This is a genomic window from Desulfuromonas carbonis (genome assembly GCF_054658035.1).
The window spans coordinates 254,699-272,694 of sequence record NZ_BAAHXR010000003.1 but is presented as its reverse complement, the minus strand read 5'-3'; the positions used below and the strand labels follow the sequence as shown (position 1 = coordinate 272,694).

The window sequence follows — 17,996 nt, the reverse complement described above, 5'->3', positions numbered from 1 at the left end:
GCGTCCGTCCCGGAAAGGCAAGCCGCGGTCGGGACAGGGCGGTTTCAGGCGGTTATAATAGACCAAACCCGAGGGGAAAAAAAGGAGGATTCGATGTCGCTGGTCAAAACCTGGTATGCCGCTGAGGATGCCGCGGCCAAGTTTGGGGTCAACACGAGTCAGGTGCTCAGTTGGGTCGATGCCGGGCTGGTCCGCTGTGAACGGGAAGGGGGGAAGGTGGCACGGGTGAATATCGACGATGTTCGCCTCGAGGTCGAGGTCCTGGTGCAAAACAGTGACAAAAAATAGCGTTCCGGCCGACGCCATCGCCGATGTCGTCGTGATTGGCGGCGGTATCCTCGGCTGCGCGACGGCGGCGGCTCTCCTGGAACGGGCGCCGGGCCTGAAGGTTCTGCTGCTCGAGAAGGAGCCGCAGCTGGCCGCCCACCAGACCGGCCATAACAGCGGAGTCATTCACTCCGGGCTCTATTACCGCCCGGGCTCGCTCAAAGCCACCAATTGCAGCTCCGGACGGGTTGCCCTCTACGCCTTTTGTGCCGCCGAGGGGATAGCCCACGAGCGCTGTGGCAAACTGGTGGTTGCCGGCAGCGAGGAAGAGCTTCCCCTCCTCGATGAACTGGAGCGGCGCGGCCGGGCCAATGGCCTGGAAGGAATCCTGCGTCTCGATGAGTCCGGTCTGCATGACCATGAACCGGAGGTCGCCGGGCTCGCCGGTCTTTTTGTCCCCCAGACCGGAATCGTCGACTATGTCGCGGTGACCGAAGCCCTGGCGCGCCGGGTGCAGCAGGGGGGCGGGGAGGTGCGCCTTTGCAGCGAGGTGCAGAGCATCCGCCGGGATGGGGATCATTTCCGTCTCGGGACTCCCGGCGGCAGCGTGCTGGCCCGCCAGATCGTCAACTGCGCCGGATTGCAGTGCGACCGGGTGGCGGTCCTCGCCGGTCTTCGCCCCGGCGTGCGCATTGTCCCCTTTCGCGGCGAATACTACCTGCTGCGGCCGGCGGCGAGATCGCTGGTACGCAACCTCATCTATCCGGTTCCCGACCCGGCGTTTCCCTTTCTCGGTGTCCATTTCACCCGCATGATCGACGGCCGGGTGGAAGCCGGGCCCAACGCGGTGCTCGCCTTTCGCCGCGAGGGGTACGACCGCCTCAGCTGGTCGCTGCGCGACAGCCTGGCGACCTTCACCTATCCGGGTTTCTGGCACCTGGCGGCGCGTTACTGGGACAAGGGGCTGGGAGAGTTCCAGCGTTCCTTCAGCAAGGGGCTCTTTGTGCGGGACCTGCAGCGGCTGATTCCGGCGCTGCGCGAAGAGGATGTGGAACGGGGCGGCGCAGGTGTCCGCGCCCAGGCGATTGCCGCCGATGGTTCCCTGCTCGACGACTTTCATATCCTGGAGGGGGAGGGGATGGTTCACCTGCTCAATGCGCCGTCCCCGGCCGCGACCGCGTCCCTGAGTATCGGGGCGACCGTTGCCGACACCACCCTTAAACAGCTGCAGGGCTGAAGGGGCAAGCGCGGGTCAGCAGCTCGACCCGCCGCAGTCGCAGGACGGTTCCTCGCCGGTCAGCCAGCTGTGGATGATCGCGCTGGCGCAGCCGACCCCGGCCTTGACCTGGAGCGCCGTCACCGGGCAGTTGCGGGCGCAGGCGCCGCATTCCATGCAGCGATCGAGGGCGGTGATTTCGGCCTTGCCGGCTTCGACCAGGAAGACGGCATGGGGGCAGACGACGGCGCAAAGACCACAGCCGATGCAGCGCTCGCGATCGAGTTTGAGGGTGCTGACCCCTTCCAGATAAACGAGTTTCTCCGCCATTTTCATCCCCCGACGAACCCCCCGTAAATCCACAACACGCCAGCGACGAGCACCGCCAGCCCCTGCAGGGGGATAGCGCGGCGCATCTCCTTTTCGACCCCGGAAGGGGAGGTGAAGGTGCTGGAACCGGTGAAATTCATGGCGCACCAGGAGGCGACGGCCGGCAGCGCCAGCAGCAGGGCGGCGCCGTTCCAGGGGCCGAGCCCTTCCCAGGAGCAGGCGAGGCCGAAAAGGGCCACCACGCCTCCGCTCATGGCCCCCTTGGCGGCGAAGGCCCGGGGGGGGAGCCAGGGGAGGAGTAGCGGCGTCAGCACCGCCCCGGTCACCACCCCGGCGAGGCCGGCGGCAATGGCGGCCAGTCCCCGGCCGAGGGCGGCCCCGGGATGGAGCAGTTGCGGCCCGGCGAGGCCGAGGAGGAGCAGCAGGAGAATTCCCCAGCCGAGCGGCCGCAGCATCGAGGTCAGCTCCACCGGGGTGAGCGCAAACCGCTCCGCGGTCGTGAAGCTGACCCGGCGCATGGCCGGGGTGGCCTGATTCCCGGTGGCGAGAAAGGCGGGCAGGTCGGCCGCGCGCACCGGCCCGTAGAGGACCGAAAAACCCGATTCGCGGCGCACCTGGTGGGCCGCGACCCCGGGCGCGCCGAGTTGGGGGAGGATCAGGGTGCGATGTGCGACGACCTGGTCGAGGCCGCTTGCGCGGAGACGGCGGATGACTTCGTCGGTGCCGAAGGTCCCCTTGCCGGCGGCGCACCAGACGTTGATGCCGAAGGTTTCCAGTACCAGGATCCAGGCGTCGAGGCCGGTCAGTTCCCGGCGCAGGCTGTCGAAGGTGAGTTTGTAGTTGGCAGTGACCAGGACCGGCGCTGCGCTGTCCGGGTTGCCGATGGCGTAGAGGCCGGGCGCGATCCGGTAGCGCATGCGCCCCAGGCCCCAGCGCATCTGCCAGCGGCCGAAGAGGTCATTAGGGCGCTGCCGCGTCTCGACCTGCGGCACCGGCCCGGCGGGGGTGTCGAGCCAGCCGCAGACAAAGGGCCAGAGCCGCAGGCCGGGGCGTTCGCCAGCCTGCGCGCCGCCGCCCGCCGGAGGCGGGCAGCAGGTCACCGCCGCCGGCACGGCGGGGGCTGCAGACTCCACTGTGGGCGCCGCTCCCGGCGGCGCTTTCGGCGGTCAGCAGGGGGTGGGTGTTGGTTTGTTTTCGAGGTTTTCGGTCATGGCTTGGTCCAGGTTATAGGTCCGATAGGTCCTATGGGACCCATAGGACCTGGAAATTGCTCTTTCAGAGCTGCCGGCCGCCGCACTTCTTCAGCACCGCGTGGGCGTGGCGCAGCATTCGCTCGGTGGTCTTCCAGTCGACGCACTTGTCGGTGACCGAGACGCCGTACTTGAGGTCGGCCAGGTTCTGTGGGATCGGCTGGTTGCCCGCCTTGAGGTTGCTCTCGATCATCACCGAGCAGATTGAGCGGTTGCCGGCGGCGACCTGTTCGAGGACGCTGCCGAGCACCTCCTCCTGCTTTTCGTGGTTCTTGCAGGAGTTGGCGTGGCTGCAGTCGACCATGATGCCGCGGTTGAGGCCGGCCTTGGCGAGCATCTGCTCGGTGCGGGCGATGTCCTCGGGATAGTAGTTGGGCTTGTCGTTGCCGCCGCGCAGGACGATGTGGACGTCCTCGTTGCCGGTGGTCTGGACGATGGAGTTGCGCCCCTCGTTGTTGATGCCGAGGAAGCTGTGCGAGTGGCGCGCCGCGCCCATGGCGTCGATGGCGATCTGCAGGTTGCCGTCGGTGCCGTTCTTGAAACCGACCGGGAAGGAGAGGCCGCTGGCCATCTCGCGGTGAGTCTGGGATTCGGTAGTGCGGGCGCCGATCGCGCCCCAGCTGACGAGGTCGGCGAGGTAGTGGGGGGTGACCGGGTCGAGCATCTCGCCGGCGACCGGCAGGCCGAGCTCAGTGATCGAACAGAGGAGGCCACGGGCGACGCCGAGCCCCTTGGAGATCTGGTAGGTACCGTTGAGGTCGGGGTCGTTGATAAGCCCCTTCCAGCCGATGGTGGTGCGTGGCTTTTCGAAGTAGACGCGCATCACCAGCAGCAGCTGGTCTCGCAGTTCGCGGCCGAGTTCGGCGAGGTGGCGGGCGTAGTCGCGGGCGGCCCGGGCGTCATGGATCGAGCAGGGACCGACCACTGCCATCAGCCGGCGGTCGCGGCCGGCGAGAATGTCGATGACCTGTTGCCGGGCGCTGGTGACAAACTCCGCCCCTTCGACGGAAAGCGGAAAGACCTGTTTCAGGTCGGCCGGGGCGATAATCGGGGTCAACCCCCGGATTCGCAGGTTGTTGGTCCGTTTCATGCTGGTTCCCCTTTGTCGAATCGATGTCATTTGCGGTGCGCGGTGTGCGGAACACCCGTTCCGGGGCGTCACTTTAGCGGTTTTCCGCGGGAAAGTCAAAGCCTTGGGTGGCCCCCGGCGGGGATTTGGTTTGACACCCCGAGCCAGCATCGGCTATAAAATGGGGCTCAGTGCGACCTCGCCATCCAGGCCGGATCGCCGGGAAGGAATCGACAATGAACGTGCTCCTATCGACCTTGGCCGAGGTGATCGGCCTGATCTTCCAGATATACACCTTCATCGTCATCGGGCGCGCCCTGGTCTCCTGGGTCAACCCCGACCCTTACAACCCGATCGTACGCTTCCTCTACCAGGTGACGGAACCGCCCCTCGCCTTCATCCGCCGCTACATCCCGTCCCAGTTCGGCGGTATCGACTTTTCGCCGATCATCCTTTTGCTCGGTATATCCCTGCTGCGCCGGCTGCTGCTCGAACTGCTCGCCCAGCTTGCCTACCGTTTCTGACGAGGCCTTCGCCATGCGCATCACCCCCATCGACATCCAGCAGTACCAGTTCAAAACCCGTCCCTTCGGCTACGACAAGGCCGGCGTTGATCATTTCCTCGAAATGATCGCCGACGAGCTGGAGAGCTTCATGCGTCAGCACCAGGAGACCAAGGAGGAGCTGGCGCGGACCCGGGCGAGCCTGGAGGAGATGCGCCAGCGCGAGGCGACGCTGAAGGAGACGCTGGTGACGACCCAGCGGGTGACCGACGAGCTCAAGGCCAACGCCCGCCGCGAGGCCGACATCATTACCGCCGATGCCCAGCTGCGCGCCGAGCGGATCATGCGCGATGCCGAAGACCGCCGCATCCAGCTGATCAATGAAATCCAGGACCTGAAGCGGCAGAAGATCTCCTTCGAAACCTCCCTGCGCACCCTGGTCGAGAGCCACATGCGCCTGCTCGACCTCGACGTCGTAGCGCTCACCGACCAGACCCGTGACGACCGCCTGCTCGAAGAACGCCTCCCCTTCGACGGACGCCCGGCGGCGACGGACGAAAAACCCTGATGCCCGTCTGGCTGAGCGCCGACCCGCGCGGCGCGGTGATCGCCCTGTTGGTCCAGCCGCGCGCCAGCCGCAACCAGATCGCCGGCGTCCAGGGGGAGGAACTGAAAGTCCGCCTCACCTCGCCCCCCGTCGACGGTGCCGCCAACAAGTGCTGCTGCGAATACTTCGCCAAGTTCTTCGGCGTCGCCAAGGGGGCGGTGGAACTGCTCGCCGGCGAGACCTCCCGGCACAAGCGGTTGCTGGTGCGGGGAGTGACGGTGGCGGAGGTGGAACGGGTGGTTGGTCCGCTGCTGGCGGGCTGAGGCAACAAACACAGGTGAGGGCCGGGCAGAGCGTGGAACCTGCCAAAATGATTGACAGCCTGCGGTCTTTGCAAGTATTTAGGAGAGGTCTATTCCCATGCAATAGCGGAGGGGTGCCGTGGCAAGGACCAGATCGAGACAATTTTTCAGAGCCGCCCGACCGGAGTAGAATCCGGCGGGCGGTTTGTCGTTTATGGAGGTGGGGGAGAGAAAATAAATCTGTCCCCATTTTCCCTTAATGGTCAAAGGATTGGCCTGCATCCTGGCGGTGTTGACCTGAATGAAAAGCCGGGTAACGATGTCAGTTGTGGAAGCCCCTTGAAGTGCGTTGACGATTCTGGCGTTTTGCAAAAAGCAAGAATGATTCCGCCTTCTTACCTTTTTGGTCTCTATGACTGTAGAGCCTGGGCTGAAACAATAATCACGGTGTGCCATAAGAAAAACTGTTGCGAGGGTAACTAAATGAATGCTACCCGCAACACCGCTATGTTGGTCTCAGTGACTATTATAGGTGCAATTATTGTTTTACTCACTCTTCTCTTTCTGAATGACCACCTAGTAAATGTTTACACTGCCTTAGCTGTTTTTGTTTTAAGTGCTGTTACTTCAACTGTCACGCATAGAATAGTTTCAGGTAAATATGCTGACCTGATTGCTAAGGCACAGACGTTGAAAACATTTTATGTGTACGTCAACGTTTATATAGGTATGGCAGTCGGTATTGTATCAGGAACTATCATCGGTTGGCTTTTGCTTTATCCATTTTCTCTGTTTTTTGGTCATCCAGAAGAGGTCTCATGGAGTACCACTAAAACCTATGCATTTGAATCGCTTGTAGTAATGATGACACTTTTTACAACCGCATTTTTCATCAGGTATTTTTTTCATGCAGGCATCCACCACGTTAAAAAGGGCTTGAAATCTGATAAATAGTTTCTTAAAAATCGGCTATACTTACACCGGAAGGGAATATGATCGGGAGACGGGGCTGTATTATTATAGCGGCACCAGTTTTCTTGGACACTGATTTGGGATAGAATCCCGATGTCCAAGGAGATTAATAATGACAACAAACAACAAGAACGAAACAGTCACTGGGCCTTTGGCCGAAGGGCAACGTTGGAGCGCTGCCCGCAAGCGTGAAGTGGTTCTGCGCTTGCTGCGGGGCGAATCGGTTGATGCTCTGTCCCGCGAGTTGAACATCGAAATCTACCGCCTGGAGCAGTGGCGAGAGAAAGCGCTGACCGGAATCGATGAGTCGTTGAAACAACGTCAGAACGATCCGACTCAAGCGGAACTCAACCAGGCCATGCGCCGGATCGGCGAATTGACCATGGAAAACGAACTACTTTGGGAACGGGTTAAAAAACCCGGCCCTTTAGCCAAACGGAGGTCGTCGAAATGAGCCAAACGATCTCCCCAGGCGCTGAAAAGGCCTACGGCGTCCAGCGGGTTTGCAATGTTTGGGAGCAGGCTCGCTCCTCGTTCTACCATGCCTCGCGCCAGATTCCGCAATCAACTCCCAAGCGTCGTGGCCCACGTCCGTCAATCAGTGATGAGGATCTTCTCGCCATGATCCGTCACGATCTGGCCACGTCCCCGTTCACCGGCGAAGGACACCGCAAGGTCTGGGCCAGGCTGCGGATTTGTGACGGCGTGCGCATCGCACGCAAGCGGGTTCTGCGGTTGATGCGCGAGAATCATCTGTTGTCACCTCACCGGGGTTGGCCCAAAGCAGCCAAGGCGCATGATGGTAAAATCATCACCATGGCTCCGAATCTAATGTGGGGCACCGATGGCACCCGCGTATTCACTCTCGACGAAGGCTGGGTCTGGATCTTTAGCGCCGTCGAGCACTGGAACGCCGAATGTGTCGGCTGGCATGTTTGCAAGACCGGCGACCGTTATGCTGCTCTTCAACCACTTTCCATGGCGTTAGACAACATCTATGGGGGCGTAGAGAAAGATATTGCCCGAGGGTTGTCTCTGCGTATGGATCACGGCACCCAGTACCTCTCAGACCATTTTCTGAACCAGATCAAGTTCTGGGGAATCACCCCCAGCTTTGCCTTCGTTGCCGAACCACAGACCAACGGAGTTGCTGAACGATTCAACCGCACCTTGAAAGAGCAAGCCATCTATGGCCGAATATTCCGTACCATCGATGATGTTCGCGAGGCCGTGAAAACCTTCGTCGAACTCTACAACAGCGAATGGCGAGTCGAGAAAAATGGCTTCCGGTCGCCCGACGAAATCCGTCAGGCGGCATAATCTAAACTTGTGTCCAAGGAACCGGTTCCGCTACAATATTTTGTGCCACCGCCTTATTTTGATGCCATTATTGGCGATCCTAAAATGCCAAACTCATCAGTTGTGCTTGCCCCTCGTGGTGCAGGTAAGACCGCACAAAGACGTATGGTAGAAGCCAATGCTAGGGCCTCTGGGTATTTGGCCGTGACTTACGATAGGTTCGAATTCAGCGCTGGACAGAAGATTGTTGACATTTCCCTCCAATATCATCTTCGAAACATAATAACTCGTATTCTTATCTCGTTTTTTTCTTATCTTACAGAGCGTCCCGATCTAGCCGGTACGTTTTCAAAAGACGAGAAAAAAAGGCTTGCTATCTTTGTTCATGCATACCTTGGAGACCTGACAGGTGATGGTTTGCAGGAACTAATGAAGGAGTTGAGAAGCCTTCCAGAAAAATTCAAGGACTTCTGGCGTGAACATATTGGGTTCATGGAATCCGTGATAAATTTTTTACTTAGAAACTACGATCTAGAGAAAATTGATTTCCCAGAAGCAAAGCAAGAGGAAAAGAAACTTGGTGAGACCTATAAATTTCAACTTGAAACGTTATTGGGATTAACTAGAAAGATTGTGTTTGACTCAATTTACATACTTATAGATAAGCCAGACGAAACAGAAAAGACAGGAAATGATCCTGAAAAAACATATTTTCTTATCCAGCCTATAATTAGGGACCTTGAACTATTGGGCCTGCGTGGATACGGATTTAAGTTTTTCCTTTGGGATCAAATAGAAAGTTATTATCGGGCAGACGCAAGACCCGATCGCGTACCTCAATACGAATTGAGGTGGTCAAGAGCCAGTTTAAAGAGTGTTTTGTCTAAAAGGATGTCATTCTTTAGCGACGCGAAAATAACTTCATTTGATGCTTTGCTGGAAGAACCGTGTGGAATTGATGACCATATTTGTCTGCTGGCTAACGGCTCGCCAAGGAACCTGATACGACTCTGTGAGAGAATCTTGGCAATACAATCTGACCGTGATCCACAATCTGAAAAAATTTCGGTTGCAGCTATCGATCAAGCGACGGTTATCCATAGTGAGCAGGTATTTGTTGAAAACTATGGAGAAGGCGTATTAAAAGACTTGCAACGAGTTGGAAGAGAATTATTTACGACAAACTTTGTAGCCAACGATATTCTGAGGCGGTGTAAATCAGTTTGTGTAAATGGCTTGGGTTTTTGTCGTCAGTAAACCGGCAACCTGCCTTCGAACAAGATAGAGAACTGGTTGAGAGCGGCCTTCCAGTCCCGAATCGGCAGGGTCCATTTCTTGGCGATATTGTTCAGCGCCAGGTAGAGCAGTTTGAACATGGCTGCGTCGTTGGGGAATGAGCCCCGGTTCTTGGTGACCTTGCGCAGCGACATGTTCAGCGATTCGATCGCATTGGTGGTGTAGATCACCTTGCGAATCTCCGCCGGGTAGGCGAAAAACGGGGTGATTCTCTCCCAGTTCCGCCGCCAGGACTGGCCGATGGAGGGGTGGGTTTTATCCCACTTCGCTTCGAACTCCGTCAGGTTCATTTCGGCCTGCTCGGCCGTCGCGGCCTGGTAAATGGACTTCAGATCGGCCGCCACTTCCTTGCGCTGTTTCCAGGAGACGTAGCGGAGAGAATGGCGCACCATGTGAACGAGGCAGAGCTGGACCTGGGTGCGAGGAAAGACTGCTTCGATGGCCTCGGGGAAACCTTTGAGCCCGTCCACGCAGGCGATGAAGATGTCTTCGACACCCCGGTTTTTCAACTCGGTCACCACCTGTAGCCAGAACTTGGCGCCCTCGTTCTCGGCCACCCACATGCCCAGGACCTCCTTGATGCCGTCCAGGGTGACGCCCAGGGCCAGGTAGACCGCTTTATTGCTGACGTGGCCGTTGTCTCGCACCTTGACCCGGACCGCGTCCATATAGACGATGGGATAGAGGGCGTCGAGCGGTCGGTTCTGCCAGATCTTGACCTCGTCCGCGACGGCATCGGTCACGCTGGAAATGAGGGCGGGAGAGACCTCGACGCCATAAATCTCTTCCAGATGCCCCTGGATCTCCCGGGTCGTCATCCCCCGGGCGTAGAGGGAGATGATCTTGCCGTCGAAGCCGGCGAAGCGGGTCTGGCCCTTGGGAATGATGAGCGGCTCGAAGCTGCTGTCCCGGTCACGCGGAACCTCGATCGGCAGTTTGCCGAATTCGCCCTTGATGGTTTTGGCCGACTTGCCATTGCGGGCATTGCCGCCTTTCGTGGCCACGGGAGCATGCTTCTCGTGCCCCAGGTGTTGGGTCAATTCCGCTTCCAAAGCTCGTTCCAGAAGGGCCTTGGTGAGCTGTTTAAGCAAGCCGGTTTCGCCGATCAGGTCTTCGGGCTTCTTGTAGTCGGCAAGCAGACGGTCCAGCAGATCTTTTTCGATGGCCATGGGGGCTCCTTAGAGGGTGGGGTCCCGGTGTACCCCTGAATGGCCATTTACACAATCTTTTTTACACCCTCTATTCTGAAAATTTCAGCGAATGGTGCAAGAAATAAGATTACATCATGGATAAGCCTTGGCGTCGTTGCACAAGTCGGAACTGTTATCATTCCACCAGCAACAAAACCAACTCATCTTTATGGAATTGTAGATCCATGTGCTGTAAGAGTTATTCATAGAACTCTTCCCTTTGAAAAATTTGTCCAAGACAGGTGGTTGCCTTGTGAGCACTGTATGACTGACAATCTAATCAGCATAGAGCTTTATCCAAAAGTAGAAGAACCAATGTGCCGCCAGTGTGGTCGAAAACTTCTATAACACCTGAATCAGTGAGGTGGCAGCTCGCACCTCTGATTTTTACCTCGCGAGGTCATTTTCGCGAGTGATTTTGAGTCTCACACCGTCCGTCCGGGTTGTTTTCCCGGATCGGCGGAGCTGTTCTTTGACAATTCAGCTGATTTTTACAGGGAGCGGCCTCTCTGTGCCTGTTTCAGGGCGAGCGATGGCGACCCCAACCTGATGGTGGGGTTGTTCCGTGCCCTGATTGTCTCGGTTTCGGTCAGCCATAAGCGAACCGTCGGTAGGTTCTGCTGAAAGCGTCATACTGATCATGCGCATGCCGACTGAAGCGCAACGTCAGGGCGTGTGCGTGGCAGATGAAGCGCCCGGCGAAGTAGACCAGGTCCTGAATCACCGTCTTGAGCCGGCGGCGTTGTTTGGCCCGCCGACGCTGCTTGCCGGTCATCAGGCCGACCTGGCCCACAGCCCGCAGAATGTTGTAGGCCAGCCCGGCACAGTGCATGACCAGGGTGTTGGTGGCGAACTTGCCTGACGGCAGACGTTCCAGATCCATATCGCTTTTAAGCTCGGAGTGATACTGCTCGCACAGGGCGTGTCCCTTGTACAGTTCGATCACCTTGTCCTTGGCGCTTGAGAGGCTGGTCCACCAGCCCTCGATTTCAATGTCCGGGACCAGCAGCGGGGTGCCGTCTTTTTCGAAATAGCGTTCCGTGGCCCGCAGCACACGGCGGACCTTGAGAGTCTGGTACTTGCCATCCTCATCCTTGAAGGCGCGCTCGACCGTTTCCGTCATGATGGCGATGCGGCCGGTCTTATCCTGCTTGATCATCTTGCCGTGGGCAAAGACCTCGCTGGCTCTGGCCGGCACGTCGGTCCCTCGGGGATTCCACTTGACGATGAAGTCGACCTTCTCTTCCTTGAGAGCCACCAGAGTCGCAATGGCATCGTGGGCGCTGTCCAGTCGCACCAGCAGGGGAGCTTCGGTCAACTGCCGGCTTTTGTGAATCGCCCGCAGCAAAAAGGGGACAAAGCCCTCCTGGGCATGCTGGGACCCGGGACGGTGCTCGATCTCCAGACACCACCCCTCCAGCCCCAACCAGGCGGCGATCGGGGCGAAGCCGTGGAACTTGCGGTAGGTCCAGGAGGCCCCCTCTTTCTTGGTGTTGGAGTTGTCCTGGGTGAAGACGTCCAGATCCAGCGGCATGTGCCCGGTCTCAAGCGTCGAGAACTCGGCCTTGGCTTTTTTGAGAAACTCAACCGTACAGAAGTCGACAATGCGCATCGTCGCCTCGGCGACGGCATCCATTCGCTGACGCAGGGTCTCCGGTGACGGGACCTTGTTGACGCCGAGGGCCGCAGCGAAAAACTCGTCATCCTCGAAAAAAGGCCGGATCGCCTCGAAGTCGCTCTTGCCCTGGCAGAGCAGGCCGAGATAGCAACGCAGCACATCGGCCGTGGCAATGCCCTTGCAGGGGGCCGCCTTGGCGACCCGCGCGTTCAACGACGTGAACCTGTTGACCGCCAGGCCGACCAGGGCCACGCCGGACTGGGAGGTGTAGAATTCGCTGTCGGACTGCTCGATGTTGAACCGCGGAAACGTCACGAAAAAATCTCCTTGGGTGAAGTTTGAGGCGGCTCTATAATAGCAGAAAAGATCAACAAAATCAGCTAATTGTCAAAGATAAAACAAGAAATTACGATTGTAAGCTCACTGATTCAGGTAACAGTTAAAAATCACACAATTAAGAGAAGGGTTTGGGAGGTTCATAAATCATAAGTTGTAGAGGCCTGAATGGGGGCAGATTCAATTGCAAGTGCACCACCCAGAGCCTCATGGAAGACTTCCCGGGGAGTCCGGTAGCCGAGGCCCTTTCGGAGGAATTCCGGGGACAGTATATTTAATTGACGGGCTTTTCAAGGCAAAGGGAAAGCAGAAGGGACGCGTCTACAGATTTCATATTGACCCCATGCGCCTTCCTTGCTCGACCTATCGGCAGAATAATCGGCAAAAAAATTGGTTAAATATTGATCCGACTTGCATTTTCTTCAATAGAAATGTATCTTTGTGCACAGTAGATACCGGCATATTAATCGGCAATATTGGATCTGCAATGCCCGACTCAATCAGCCAGATGACGCCACTGCTTCCGGAAGGGGCGGATGATCTTCAGGATCTGGCCCTGGAGGTCGTCCAGCGCTCGGCCTCTCTCGGCACCAGACAGCACCCTGTTACCTTGCATACCCTGCGTGAACTGTTGCGCATCATCAACAGCTACTACTCCAATCTCATCGAAGGGCATAACACCCATCCCTACGATATCGTCAGGGCCATGCGGCAGCAGTACGACGCCGAACCGGCCAAGCGCAACTTGCAGTTGGAAAGTATCGCTCACATTACGGTACAGCAGCAGATGGAGGAGTGGCTGCACGAGGCGGCGCCCCCCAATATCGCTGGGCAGAAATTCCTCTGCTCGTTGCATCAGGCTTTTTTTGTGCTGCTGCCGGAAGAATTCCTGGTCATGACAAACCCGGATAACGGCCGGGAATGTCGGGTGGTGCCGGGTGAATTGCGCACGCAAGCGGTCAAGGTCGGACAGCATCAGCCGCCAGGGCATGACTCGCTGGGTGCATTCATGGGACGTTTTGGCGAGGCCTATGCTCCCGAAAAGCATCACGGCGCTGCCAAACTGGTGGCGGCTGCCGCGGCCCATCACCGGCTGATGTGGATTCATCCATTTCTCGACGGCAATGGCCGAGTCGCCCGCCTCTTCACCGAGGCCTATCTGCACCGGATTCCTGTCCAGGGCTTCGGCCTCTGGTCGGTCAGCCGGGGGCTGGCACGAAGAAATGCCGATTACAAATCGGCACTCACCTGGGCCGATGCGCCACGCCGCAACGACCTGGACGGCCGGGGGAATCTGTCGAACGAGGGCCTGGTGAAGTTCTGCCGGTTTTTCTTGGAAGTCTGCCTCGATCAGGTGGATTACATGGGCACCCTGCTGCAACTGGACGGTCTGGTGGAACGGGTCAGGAACTATGTACAACTGCGCGGTACCGCCATCATCCCCAATCCCCCCGGCAAGGATGGCCTGCGGCCGGAGGCGGCAAGGATGCTGCAAGAGGTGCTTCTTTTGGGAGAGGCACCGCGGGGGGCGGTGGTGGAAGCATCCGGCCTGAAAGAACGGACCGGCAGAAACGTACTCGGCCAATTGATCTCGGAAGGGCTGCTGGTGTCCGACACGCCCAAGGGGAATGTCAGGATCGGTCTCCCGATCCATGCCGCCGGGTGGTTTTTCCCTGAGTTGTTCCCGGTGCTTTCGCGTTAGCGTCGGCAGGGGGCTGAGTAGTTATTGGTGTTTCATAGTTTCGGGGAACCAAAACCGATTAGGTTGCAGCCCAGAAGAAAACCAGCAACGGGAATGGGTTTCGTGCCCATTCCCGTTTTCTTTCCGCACCAGCAACCCGTCCGGGTTGCGGTTTCCCCCTGTTCCGCGTAAAATGCCGGCACTTTTCCCACGGAGCCAGACAATGGAAAAACGCATGGTCCTCATCACCATGACCGGCCAGGACCAGCCGGGAATTATTGCCGCAGTGACCGAGGAAGTCGCCGCCGCCGGCGCACGCATCCGCGATATCGAGCAGACCGTCACCCACACCCTTCTCTCCCTGTCGCTGCTGATCGACTTCTCCACCGGTGAGAGCGCCAGCAAGCCGCTGATCAAGGACCTCCTCTTCCTCGCCAAGGAACTCGGGCTCGACCTCGACTTCCAGGTCCTCTCCGAGGCCGAGTATCGCCGCAAGACGACGCGCCACGCTTACGTGGTAACGATCATGGGCGGCGAGGTTAACGCCCTGGCCCTGGCCCGGGTGTCGCGCATCCTCGCCGATCATGGCGTCAACATCGAACGGGTGAGCAAGCTGACCCAGGGGCAGCTGCGCTGCGTCGAGTTCCTCATTTCGACCCCGCCGGAACTGGACGTCAAGGCCCTGACCCGCAAGCTCCTCAACGCCGGCGCCAGCCTCGGGGTCGACATCGCGGTGCAGAAGGAGAGCCTCTACCGCCGCGCCAAGCGGCTGGTGGTGATGGACATGGACTCGACCCTGATCCAGATCGAGGTGATCGACGAGCTGGCGCGCATTGCCGGCGTCGGCCCCCAGGTGGCGGCAATCACCGAACGGGCGATGAACGGCGAACTCGACTTCGACGGTTCGCTGCGGGCGCGGGTGGCGCTGCTGAAGGGGATGCCGGCGGCGGCGCTGGAGGAGGTCTACCGCAACATCCCGCTGACGCCCGGGGCGCGCACCCTGGTGACGGTCCTCAAGCGCCTCGGTTTTCGCACCGCGGTCATCTCCGGCGGCTTCCGCTTCTTCACCGACCGGTTGCAGGCCGATCTCGGCCTCGACTACGCCTTCGCCAACCAGCTCGAAATCATCGACGGCGTCGTCACCGGCAACCTGGTCGGCCAGGTCGTCGACGGTGCCCGCAAGGCGCAGCTGCTTGAAGAGATCGCTGCGGGCGAGGGGATCACTCTCGATCAGACCATCGCCATCGGCGATGGCGCCAATGACCTGCCGATGCTCGGCAAGGCCGGCCTCGGCATCGCCTTCAACGCCAAGGCGCGGGTGCGCGAGCAGGCCGACACCCACATCAACCAGCAGAACCTCGACTCGATTCTCTACCTGCTCGGCCTTTCCGAACGGGAGACGGCGGAGATCGCCGGGTGAAACTCCCCACCCCCCTGATCGCAGGGCGGCTGCGGCGCCGCTACCAGCGCTTTCTCGCCGACGTCGAGCTGGAAGATGGCAGCCTCGTTACCGCCCACACCCCCAACACCGGCAGCATGCAGCAGTGCGCTGTCCCCGGCCACCGTGTCCTGATCTCGATGACGGACAACCCCGAGCGCAAGCTGCGCTACACCCTGGAGCTGATTTTCGTCAACGGCCACTGGGTCGATACCCACACCCACCGCACCAACCGGGTGGTGGAGGAGGGGCTGCGCGGCGGCTCCATCGTCGAGCTGGCCGGTTACCGCGTCACCACCGAGGTCAAGTTCGGCGCCAGCCGCCTCGACTTCGGGCTGGAGCGGGATGGGGAACGCTGCTTCGTCGAGGTCAAGAACGTCACCCTCTGCTGCCAGCCGACCGTCGCCTGCTTCCCCGACGCCGTCTCCGCGCGCGGCCAGAAGCACCTGCGCGAGCTGCTGGCGGCGCGCCAGCTCGGCCACCGGGCGGTGATCTTCTTCCTCGTCCAGCGCGGCGAAGCGACCTCCTTCACCGCTGCCGACGCCATCGACCCGGTCTACGGCCGCCTGCTGCGCGAGGTGACAGCAAAAGGGGTGGAGGTGTTCGCCTACAAGAGCGTCGTCACGCCGGCCGAAAATCGGGTCGGGTACCGGATTCCGGTCCTTCTGTAATTTGGGTTTTCCATGAAGTCAGTTGGCCTGATCACCGAGTACAACCCCTTCCACAACGGCCACCTCCATCACCTCGCGGAGAGCCGCCGCCAGGCGGAGGCGGAGGTGGCGGTGGCGGTGATGAGCGGGCACTTTCTGCAGCGCGGCGAGCCGGCCCTCTTCGACAAGTGGCTGCGTACCGAAATGGCCCTGGCCGCCGGGGTCGACCTGGTGGTGGAACTCCCCTTTCCCTTCGCCTGCAACAGCGCCCAGCACTTCGCCCGCGGAGCGGTGCAGGCGCTGGACGCCCTGGGGGTTGATGCCCTCTGCTTCGGCAGTGAAAGTGGCGATCTCGCTGCCTTGCAGAGAACGACGGAGTTGCTGCGGGCCGATGCGGCGGCGATCGCCGACGGCACGGCCGGGCTGCTGCGGCAAGGTCTGACCTATCCCGCAGCCCGGGCCCGGGTGGTTCGGGACCTGGCCGGAGAGGCAGCGGCAAGGATCCTTGCGACCCCCAACAATATTCTCGGCCTCGCCTACCTGCGTGCCCTGGCCGAGACCGGCAGCGCCATCCAGCCCCTGACCATCCCCCGTATCGGCGCCGGCTACCACGACACCGAAAACCGGGGCGATATCGCCAGCGCCACCGGAATTCGCCGTCAACTCGCCGGCGGCGAACCGGTCCTGCGGTTTCTGCCGGAAGCGGTCCAGCTCCCCTTTTTCCGTGCCCTCAACCGCAACGCCCACCTCGATGAAGGACATTTCCACCGCCTGCTCCTGGCCCGCATTCTGCGGGGGCCGAAAAGCCTGCTCGGGCTCTACCTGGTGGAGGAGGGGGTGGAAAACCGGATTTTCGAGGCGGCCCTTAGCAGCCGCAGCTATCCGGAGCTGGTCGACGGCATCAAGTCCCGGCACTTCACCCGCACCCGGGTTCAGCGCATCCTCGCCCATCTGCTCAACGAAAGTCAGGCCGGGGCCATGGCCGAAGTCCTGGCGGCCGGCCCCCTTTATCTGCACCTGCTTGGCAGCAGCGCCCTGGGGCGCCGTTTTTTGGCCGCCAGGCGCCAATCCATCTCCCTGCCCCTGATCGGGAATTATTCGCGCCTCTACGCCCAGCTGAAGCGTTGCTACGGGGTCGACAATCCGATCTACCGCCTGGCCATGGCGCAGCTCGAAGGGGAACTGAGGGCAACGCGGAACTATTCGCTGCTGATGAAAGAATGGCCGGGGGGGGAGCGCAACCGGGATTTTGCCGAAAGGGCGCGCTGGGAGAAGTAAAGCAGGTGGAGTGACCGTTTGCGACTGGAAAAAACCAGAGCCCGGCCGGATTCTGTGGCAAGGAATCTGGCCGGGCTCTGGTGCGGTTTCTCCCGCGGTTCGTTTACTGAAGAATCAGGTTGGGGAGTTCGTCCTGGTCGTCGGTCCGGCGCGGGAAGCGCTCCTGCAGCAGGTCGCCGCAGCGGCCGATGGCCGTGCAGAGGGCATCGCAGGTTTTGCCGGTGCGAATTCCGGTGGTGATGGTGGTGACGATGTCGTCCCATTCCTGCTGCGGGACGACCGCGCTGATACCGCTGTCGGCCAGCACCCGGACCCGGCGCTCGAAGAGGGAAATGAGGATCAGCACCCCGGTGGCGTCGCGGGTCTGGTGCAGACCATGCTCAAGGAAAGCGACCAGCGCCTTCTCTTCCACCTCGGTGGTGATTTCGAGCGGATGGATGAGCCGGCGCTTGAGCCCGGGCAGGGCCCGGATCAGCCAGCGGCAGGGGAGGTAGCCAATCAGGAAGAGCGGCAGAAAGACCCAGACCGAGCTGTGGCCGAAGGCCCAGGCTGCCAGGACCGCGAGGGCGAGAGCGAAGCAGCCGCCGCCGACGATTTCCGCCCGCGGGTAGTGATATGATTCGTCCACCACCAGCGGTACGATCTCACCACTGGTCCGGGATTCCGCTTCCTGCACCGCCGCCTCGATCCGGCTCTTTTCATCGGCGCTGAAGAAGGTCTGTGCGCTCAGTTTGGACATCATCCACCCTTTTCC

Annotated in this window: 20 protein-coding genes; 14 read left to right on the top strand and 6 right to left on the bottom strand. The window is 60.0% G+C overall.

What is annotated here, in order from left to right:
* Positions 1–93 precede the first annotated feature (93 nt).
* Positions 94–288: a MerR family transcriptional regulator gene (locus ACYQ8E_RS08265; protein WP_066728219.1), complete on the top strand. Its 195-nt coding sequence runs from the start codon at positions 94–96 to the stop codon at positions 286–288.
* Entirely contained in the window at positions 275–1,504 is a 1,230-nt protein-coding gene (lhgO, locus tag ACYQ8E_RS08260; protein WP_231875343.1) for an L-2-hydroxyglutarate oxidase, read from the top strand. The genes ACYQ8E_RS08265 and lhgO overlap by 14 nt, the downstream gene beginning before the upstream one ends.
* A gap of 15 nt (positions 1,505–1,519) precedes the next feature.
* On the opposite strand, the gene hgcB is transcribed toward lhgO, so the two are convergent.
* The 3 genes from hgcB to ACYQ8E_RS08245 form a co-directional block, all read right to left on the bottom strand.
* Positions 1,520–1,813: a mercury methylation ferredoxin HgcB gene (gene hgcB / locus ACYQ8E_RS08255; protein ID WP_066728217.1), complete on the bottom strand. Its 294-nt coding sequence runs from the start codon at positions 1,811–1,813 to the stop codon at positions 1,520–1,522.
* A 2-nt stretch (positions 1,814–1,815) separates the two neighbouring features.
* A complete protein-coding gene (gene hgcA, locus ACYQ8E_RS08250; RefSeq protein WP_231875342.1) occupies positions 1,816–2,946 on the bottom strand; it encodes a mercury methylation corrinoid protein HgcA in 1,131 nt (376 codons plus the stop codon).
* A 142-nt stretch (positions 2,947–3,088) separates the two neighbouring features.
* On the bottom strand, positions 3,089–4,153 hold the full coding sequence (locus ACYQ8E_RS08245) for a 3-deoxy-7-phosphoheptulonate synthase (RefSeq protein WP_066728215.1): 1,065 nt from the start codon (positions 4,151–4,153) through the stop codon (positions 3,089–3,091).
* A gap of 215 nt (positions 4,154–4,368) precedes the next feature.
* Here ACYQ8E_RS08245 and ACYQ8E_RS08240 point away from each other — a divergent pair, with 215 nt between their 5' ends.
* From ACYQ8E_RS08240 to ACYQ8E_RS08210, 7 genes are all read left to right on the top strand, one after another.
* Positions 4,369–4,656 carry a YggT family protein gene (locus ACYQ8E_RS08240; RefSeq protein ID WP_066728213.1) on the top strand — a complete coding sequence of 96 codons (288 nt, stop codon included), beginning with the start codon at positions 4,369–4,371 and terminating at the stop codon, positions 4,654–4,656.
* Between the two features lie 13 nt (positions 4,657–4,669).
* Positions 4,670–5,203 (top strand): DivIVA domain-containing protein, encoded by a 534-nt coding sequence (locus ACYQ8E_RS08235; protein ID WP_066728211.1) that lies wholly within the window; start codon positions 4,670–4,672, stop codon positions 5,201–5,203.
* Positions 5,203–5,505: a DUF167 domain-containing protein gene (locus ACYQ8E_RS08230; protein WP_066728209.1), complete on the top strand. Its 303-nt coding sequence runs from the start codon at positions 5,203–5,205 to the stop codon at positions 5,503–5,505. The genes ACYQ8E_RS08235 and ACYQ8E_RS08230 overlap by 1 nt, the downstream gene beginning before the upstream one ends.
* 462 nt (positions 5,506–5,967) lie before the next feature.
* Entirely contained in the window at positions 5,968–6,438 is a 471-nt protein-coding gene (locus ACYQ8E_RS08225; protein ID WP_459860627.1) for a hypothetical protein, read from the top strand.
* Between the two features lie 130 nt (positions 6,439–6,568).
* On the top strand, positions 6,569–6,910 hold the full coding sequence (locus ACYQ8E_RS08220) for a hypothetical protein (protein ID WP_066727999.1): 342 nt from the start codon (positions 6,569–6,571) through the stop codon (positions 6,908–6,910).
* On the top strand, positions 6,907–7,776 hold the full coding sequence (locus tag ACYQ8E_RS08215) for an integrase core domain-containing protein (RefSeq protein ID WP_066726432.1): 870 nt from the start codon (positions 6,907–6,909) through the stop codon (positions 7,774–7,776). Before ACYQ8E_RS08220 ends, ACYQ8E_RS08215 begins: the two co-directional genes overlap by 4 nt.
* 9 nt (positions 7,777–7,785) lie before the next feature.
* Complete coding sequence (locus ACYQ8E_RS08210; protein WP_459860626.1) at positions 7,786–9,012, top strand: anti-phage protein; 1,227 nt, start codon at positions 7,786–7,788, stop codon at positions 9,010–9,012.
* Here ACYQ8E_RS08210 and ACYQ8E_RS08205 read toward each other — a convergent pair.
* Complete coding sequence (locus tag ACYQ8E_RS08205) at positions 9,006–10,220, bottom strand: IS256 family transposase (protein ID WP_066722594.1); 1,215 nt, start codon at positions 10,218–10,220, stop codon at positions 9,006–9,008. The genes ACYQ8E_RS08210 and ACYQ8E_RS08205 overlap by 7 nt on opposite strands.
* A 39-nt stretch (positions 10,221–10,259) precedes the next feature.
* Between ACYQ8E_RS08205 and ACYQ8E_RS08200 the strand changes: the two genes are divergently transcribed.
* Positions 10,260–10,589, top strand: a complete 330-nt coding sequence (locus tag ACYQ8E_RS08200) for a hypothetical protein (protein ID WP_459860624.1) — start codon at positions 10,260–10,262, stop codon at positions 10,587–10,589.
* A 241-nt stretch (positions 10,590–10,830) separates the two neighbouring features.
* Here ACYQ8E_RS08200 and ACYQ8E_RS08195 read toward each other — a convergent pair whose 3' ends face one another.
* Entirely contained in the window at positions 10,831–12,174 is a 1,344-nt protein-coding gene (locus ACYQ8E_RS08195; RefSeq protein ID WP_459860622.1) for an IS1380 family transposase, read from the bottom strand.
* 508 nt (positions 12,175–12,682) lie between these two features.
* Between ACYQ8E_RS08195 and ACYQ8E_RS08190 the strand changes: the two genes are divergently transcribed.
* The 4 genes from ACYQ8E_RS08190 to ACYQ8E_RS08175 all read left to right on the top strand — a co-directional run bounded on the left by ACYQ8E_RS08190 (position 12,683) and on the right by ACYQ8E_RS08175 (position 17,242).
* Complete coding sequence (locus tag ACYQ8E_RS08190) at positions 12,683–13,897, top strand: Fic family protein (protein ID WP_066728192.1); 1,215 nt, start codon at positions 12,683–12,685, stop codon at positions 13,895–13,897.
* A 202-nt stretch (positions 13,898–14,099) separates the two neighbouring features.
* Positions 14,100–15,296: a phosphoserine phosphatase SerB gene (gene serB, locus ACYQ8E_RS08185; RefSeq protein WP_066728190.1), complete on the top strand. Its 1,197-nt coding sequence runs from the start codon at positions 14,100–14,102 to the stop codon at positions 15,294–15,296.
* Complete coding sequence (sfsA, locus tag ACYQ8E_RS08180; RefSeq protein ID WP_066728188.1) at positions 15,293–15,985, top strand: DNA/RNA nuclease SfsA; 693 nt, start codon at positions 15,293–15,295, stop codon at positions 15,983–15,985. Before serB ends, sfsA begins: the two co-directional genes overlap by 4 nt.
* A gap of 12 nt (positions 15,986–15,997) precedes the next feature.
* Positions 15,998–17,242, top strand: coding sequence for a nucleotidyltransferase (locus ACYQ8E_RS08175; RefSeq protein ID WP_066728186.1), 1,245 nt, complete (start codon positions 15,998–16,000; stop codon positions 17,240–17,242).
* 103 nt (positions 17,243–17,345) lie between these two features.
* Here the strand turns inward: ACYQ8E_RS08175 and ACYQ8E_RS08170 are convergent, their stop codons facing one another.
* Positions 17,346–17,984: a TPM domain-containing protein gene (locus tag ACYQ8E_RS08170; protein ID WP_231875340.1), complete on the bottom strand. Its 639-nt coding sequence runs from the start codon at positions 17,982–17,984 to the stop codon at positions 17,346–17,348.
* Between the last annotated feature and the right edge of the window lie 12 nt (positions 17,985–17,996).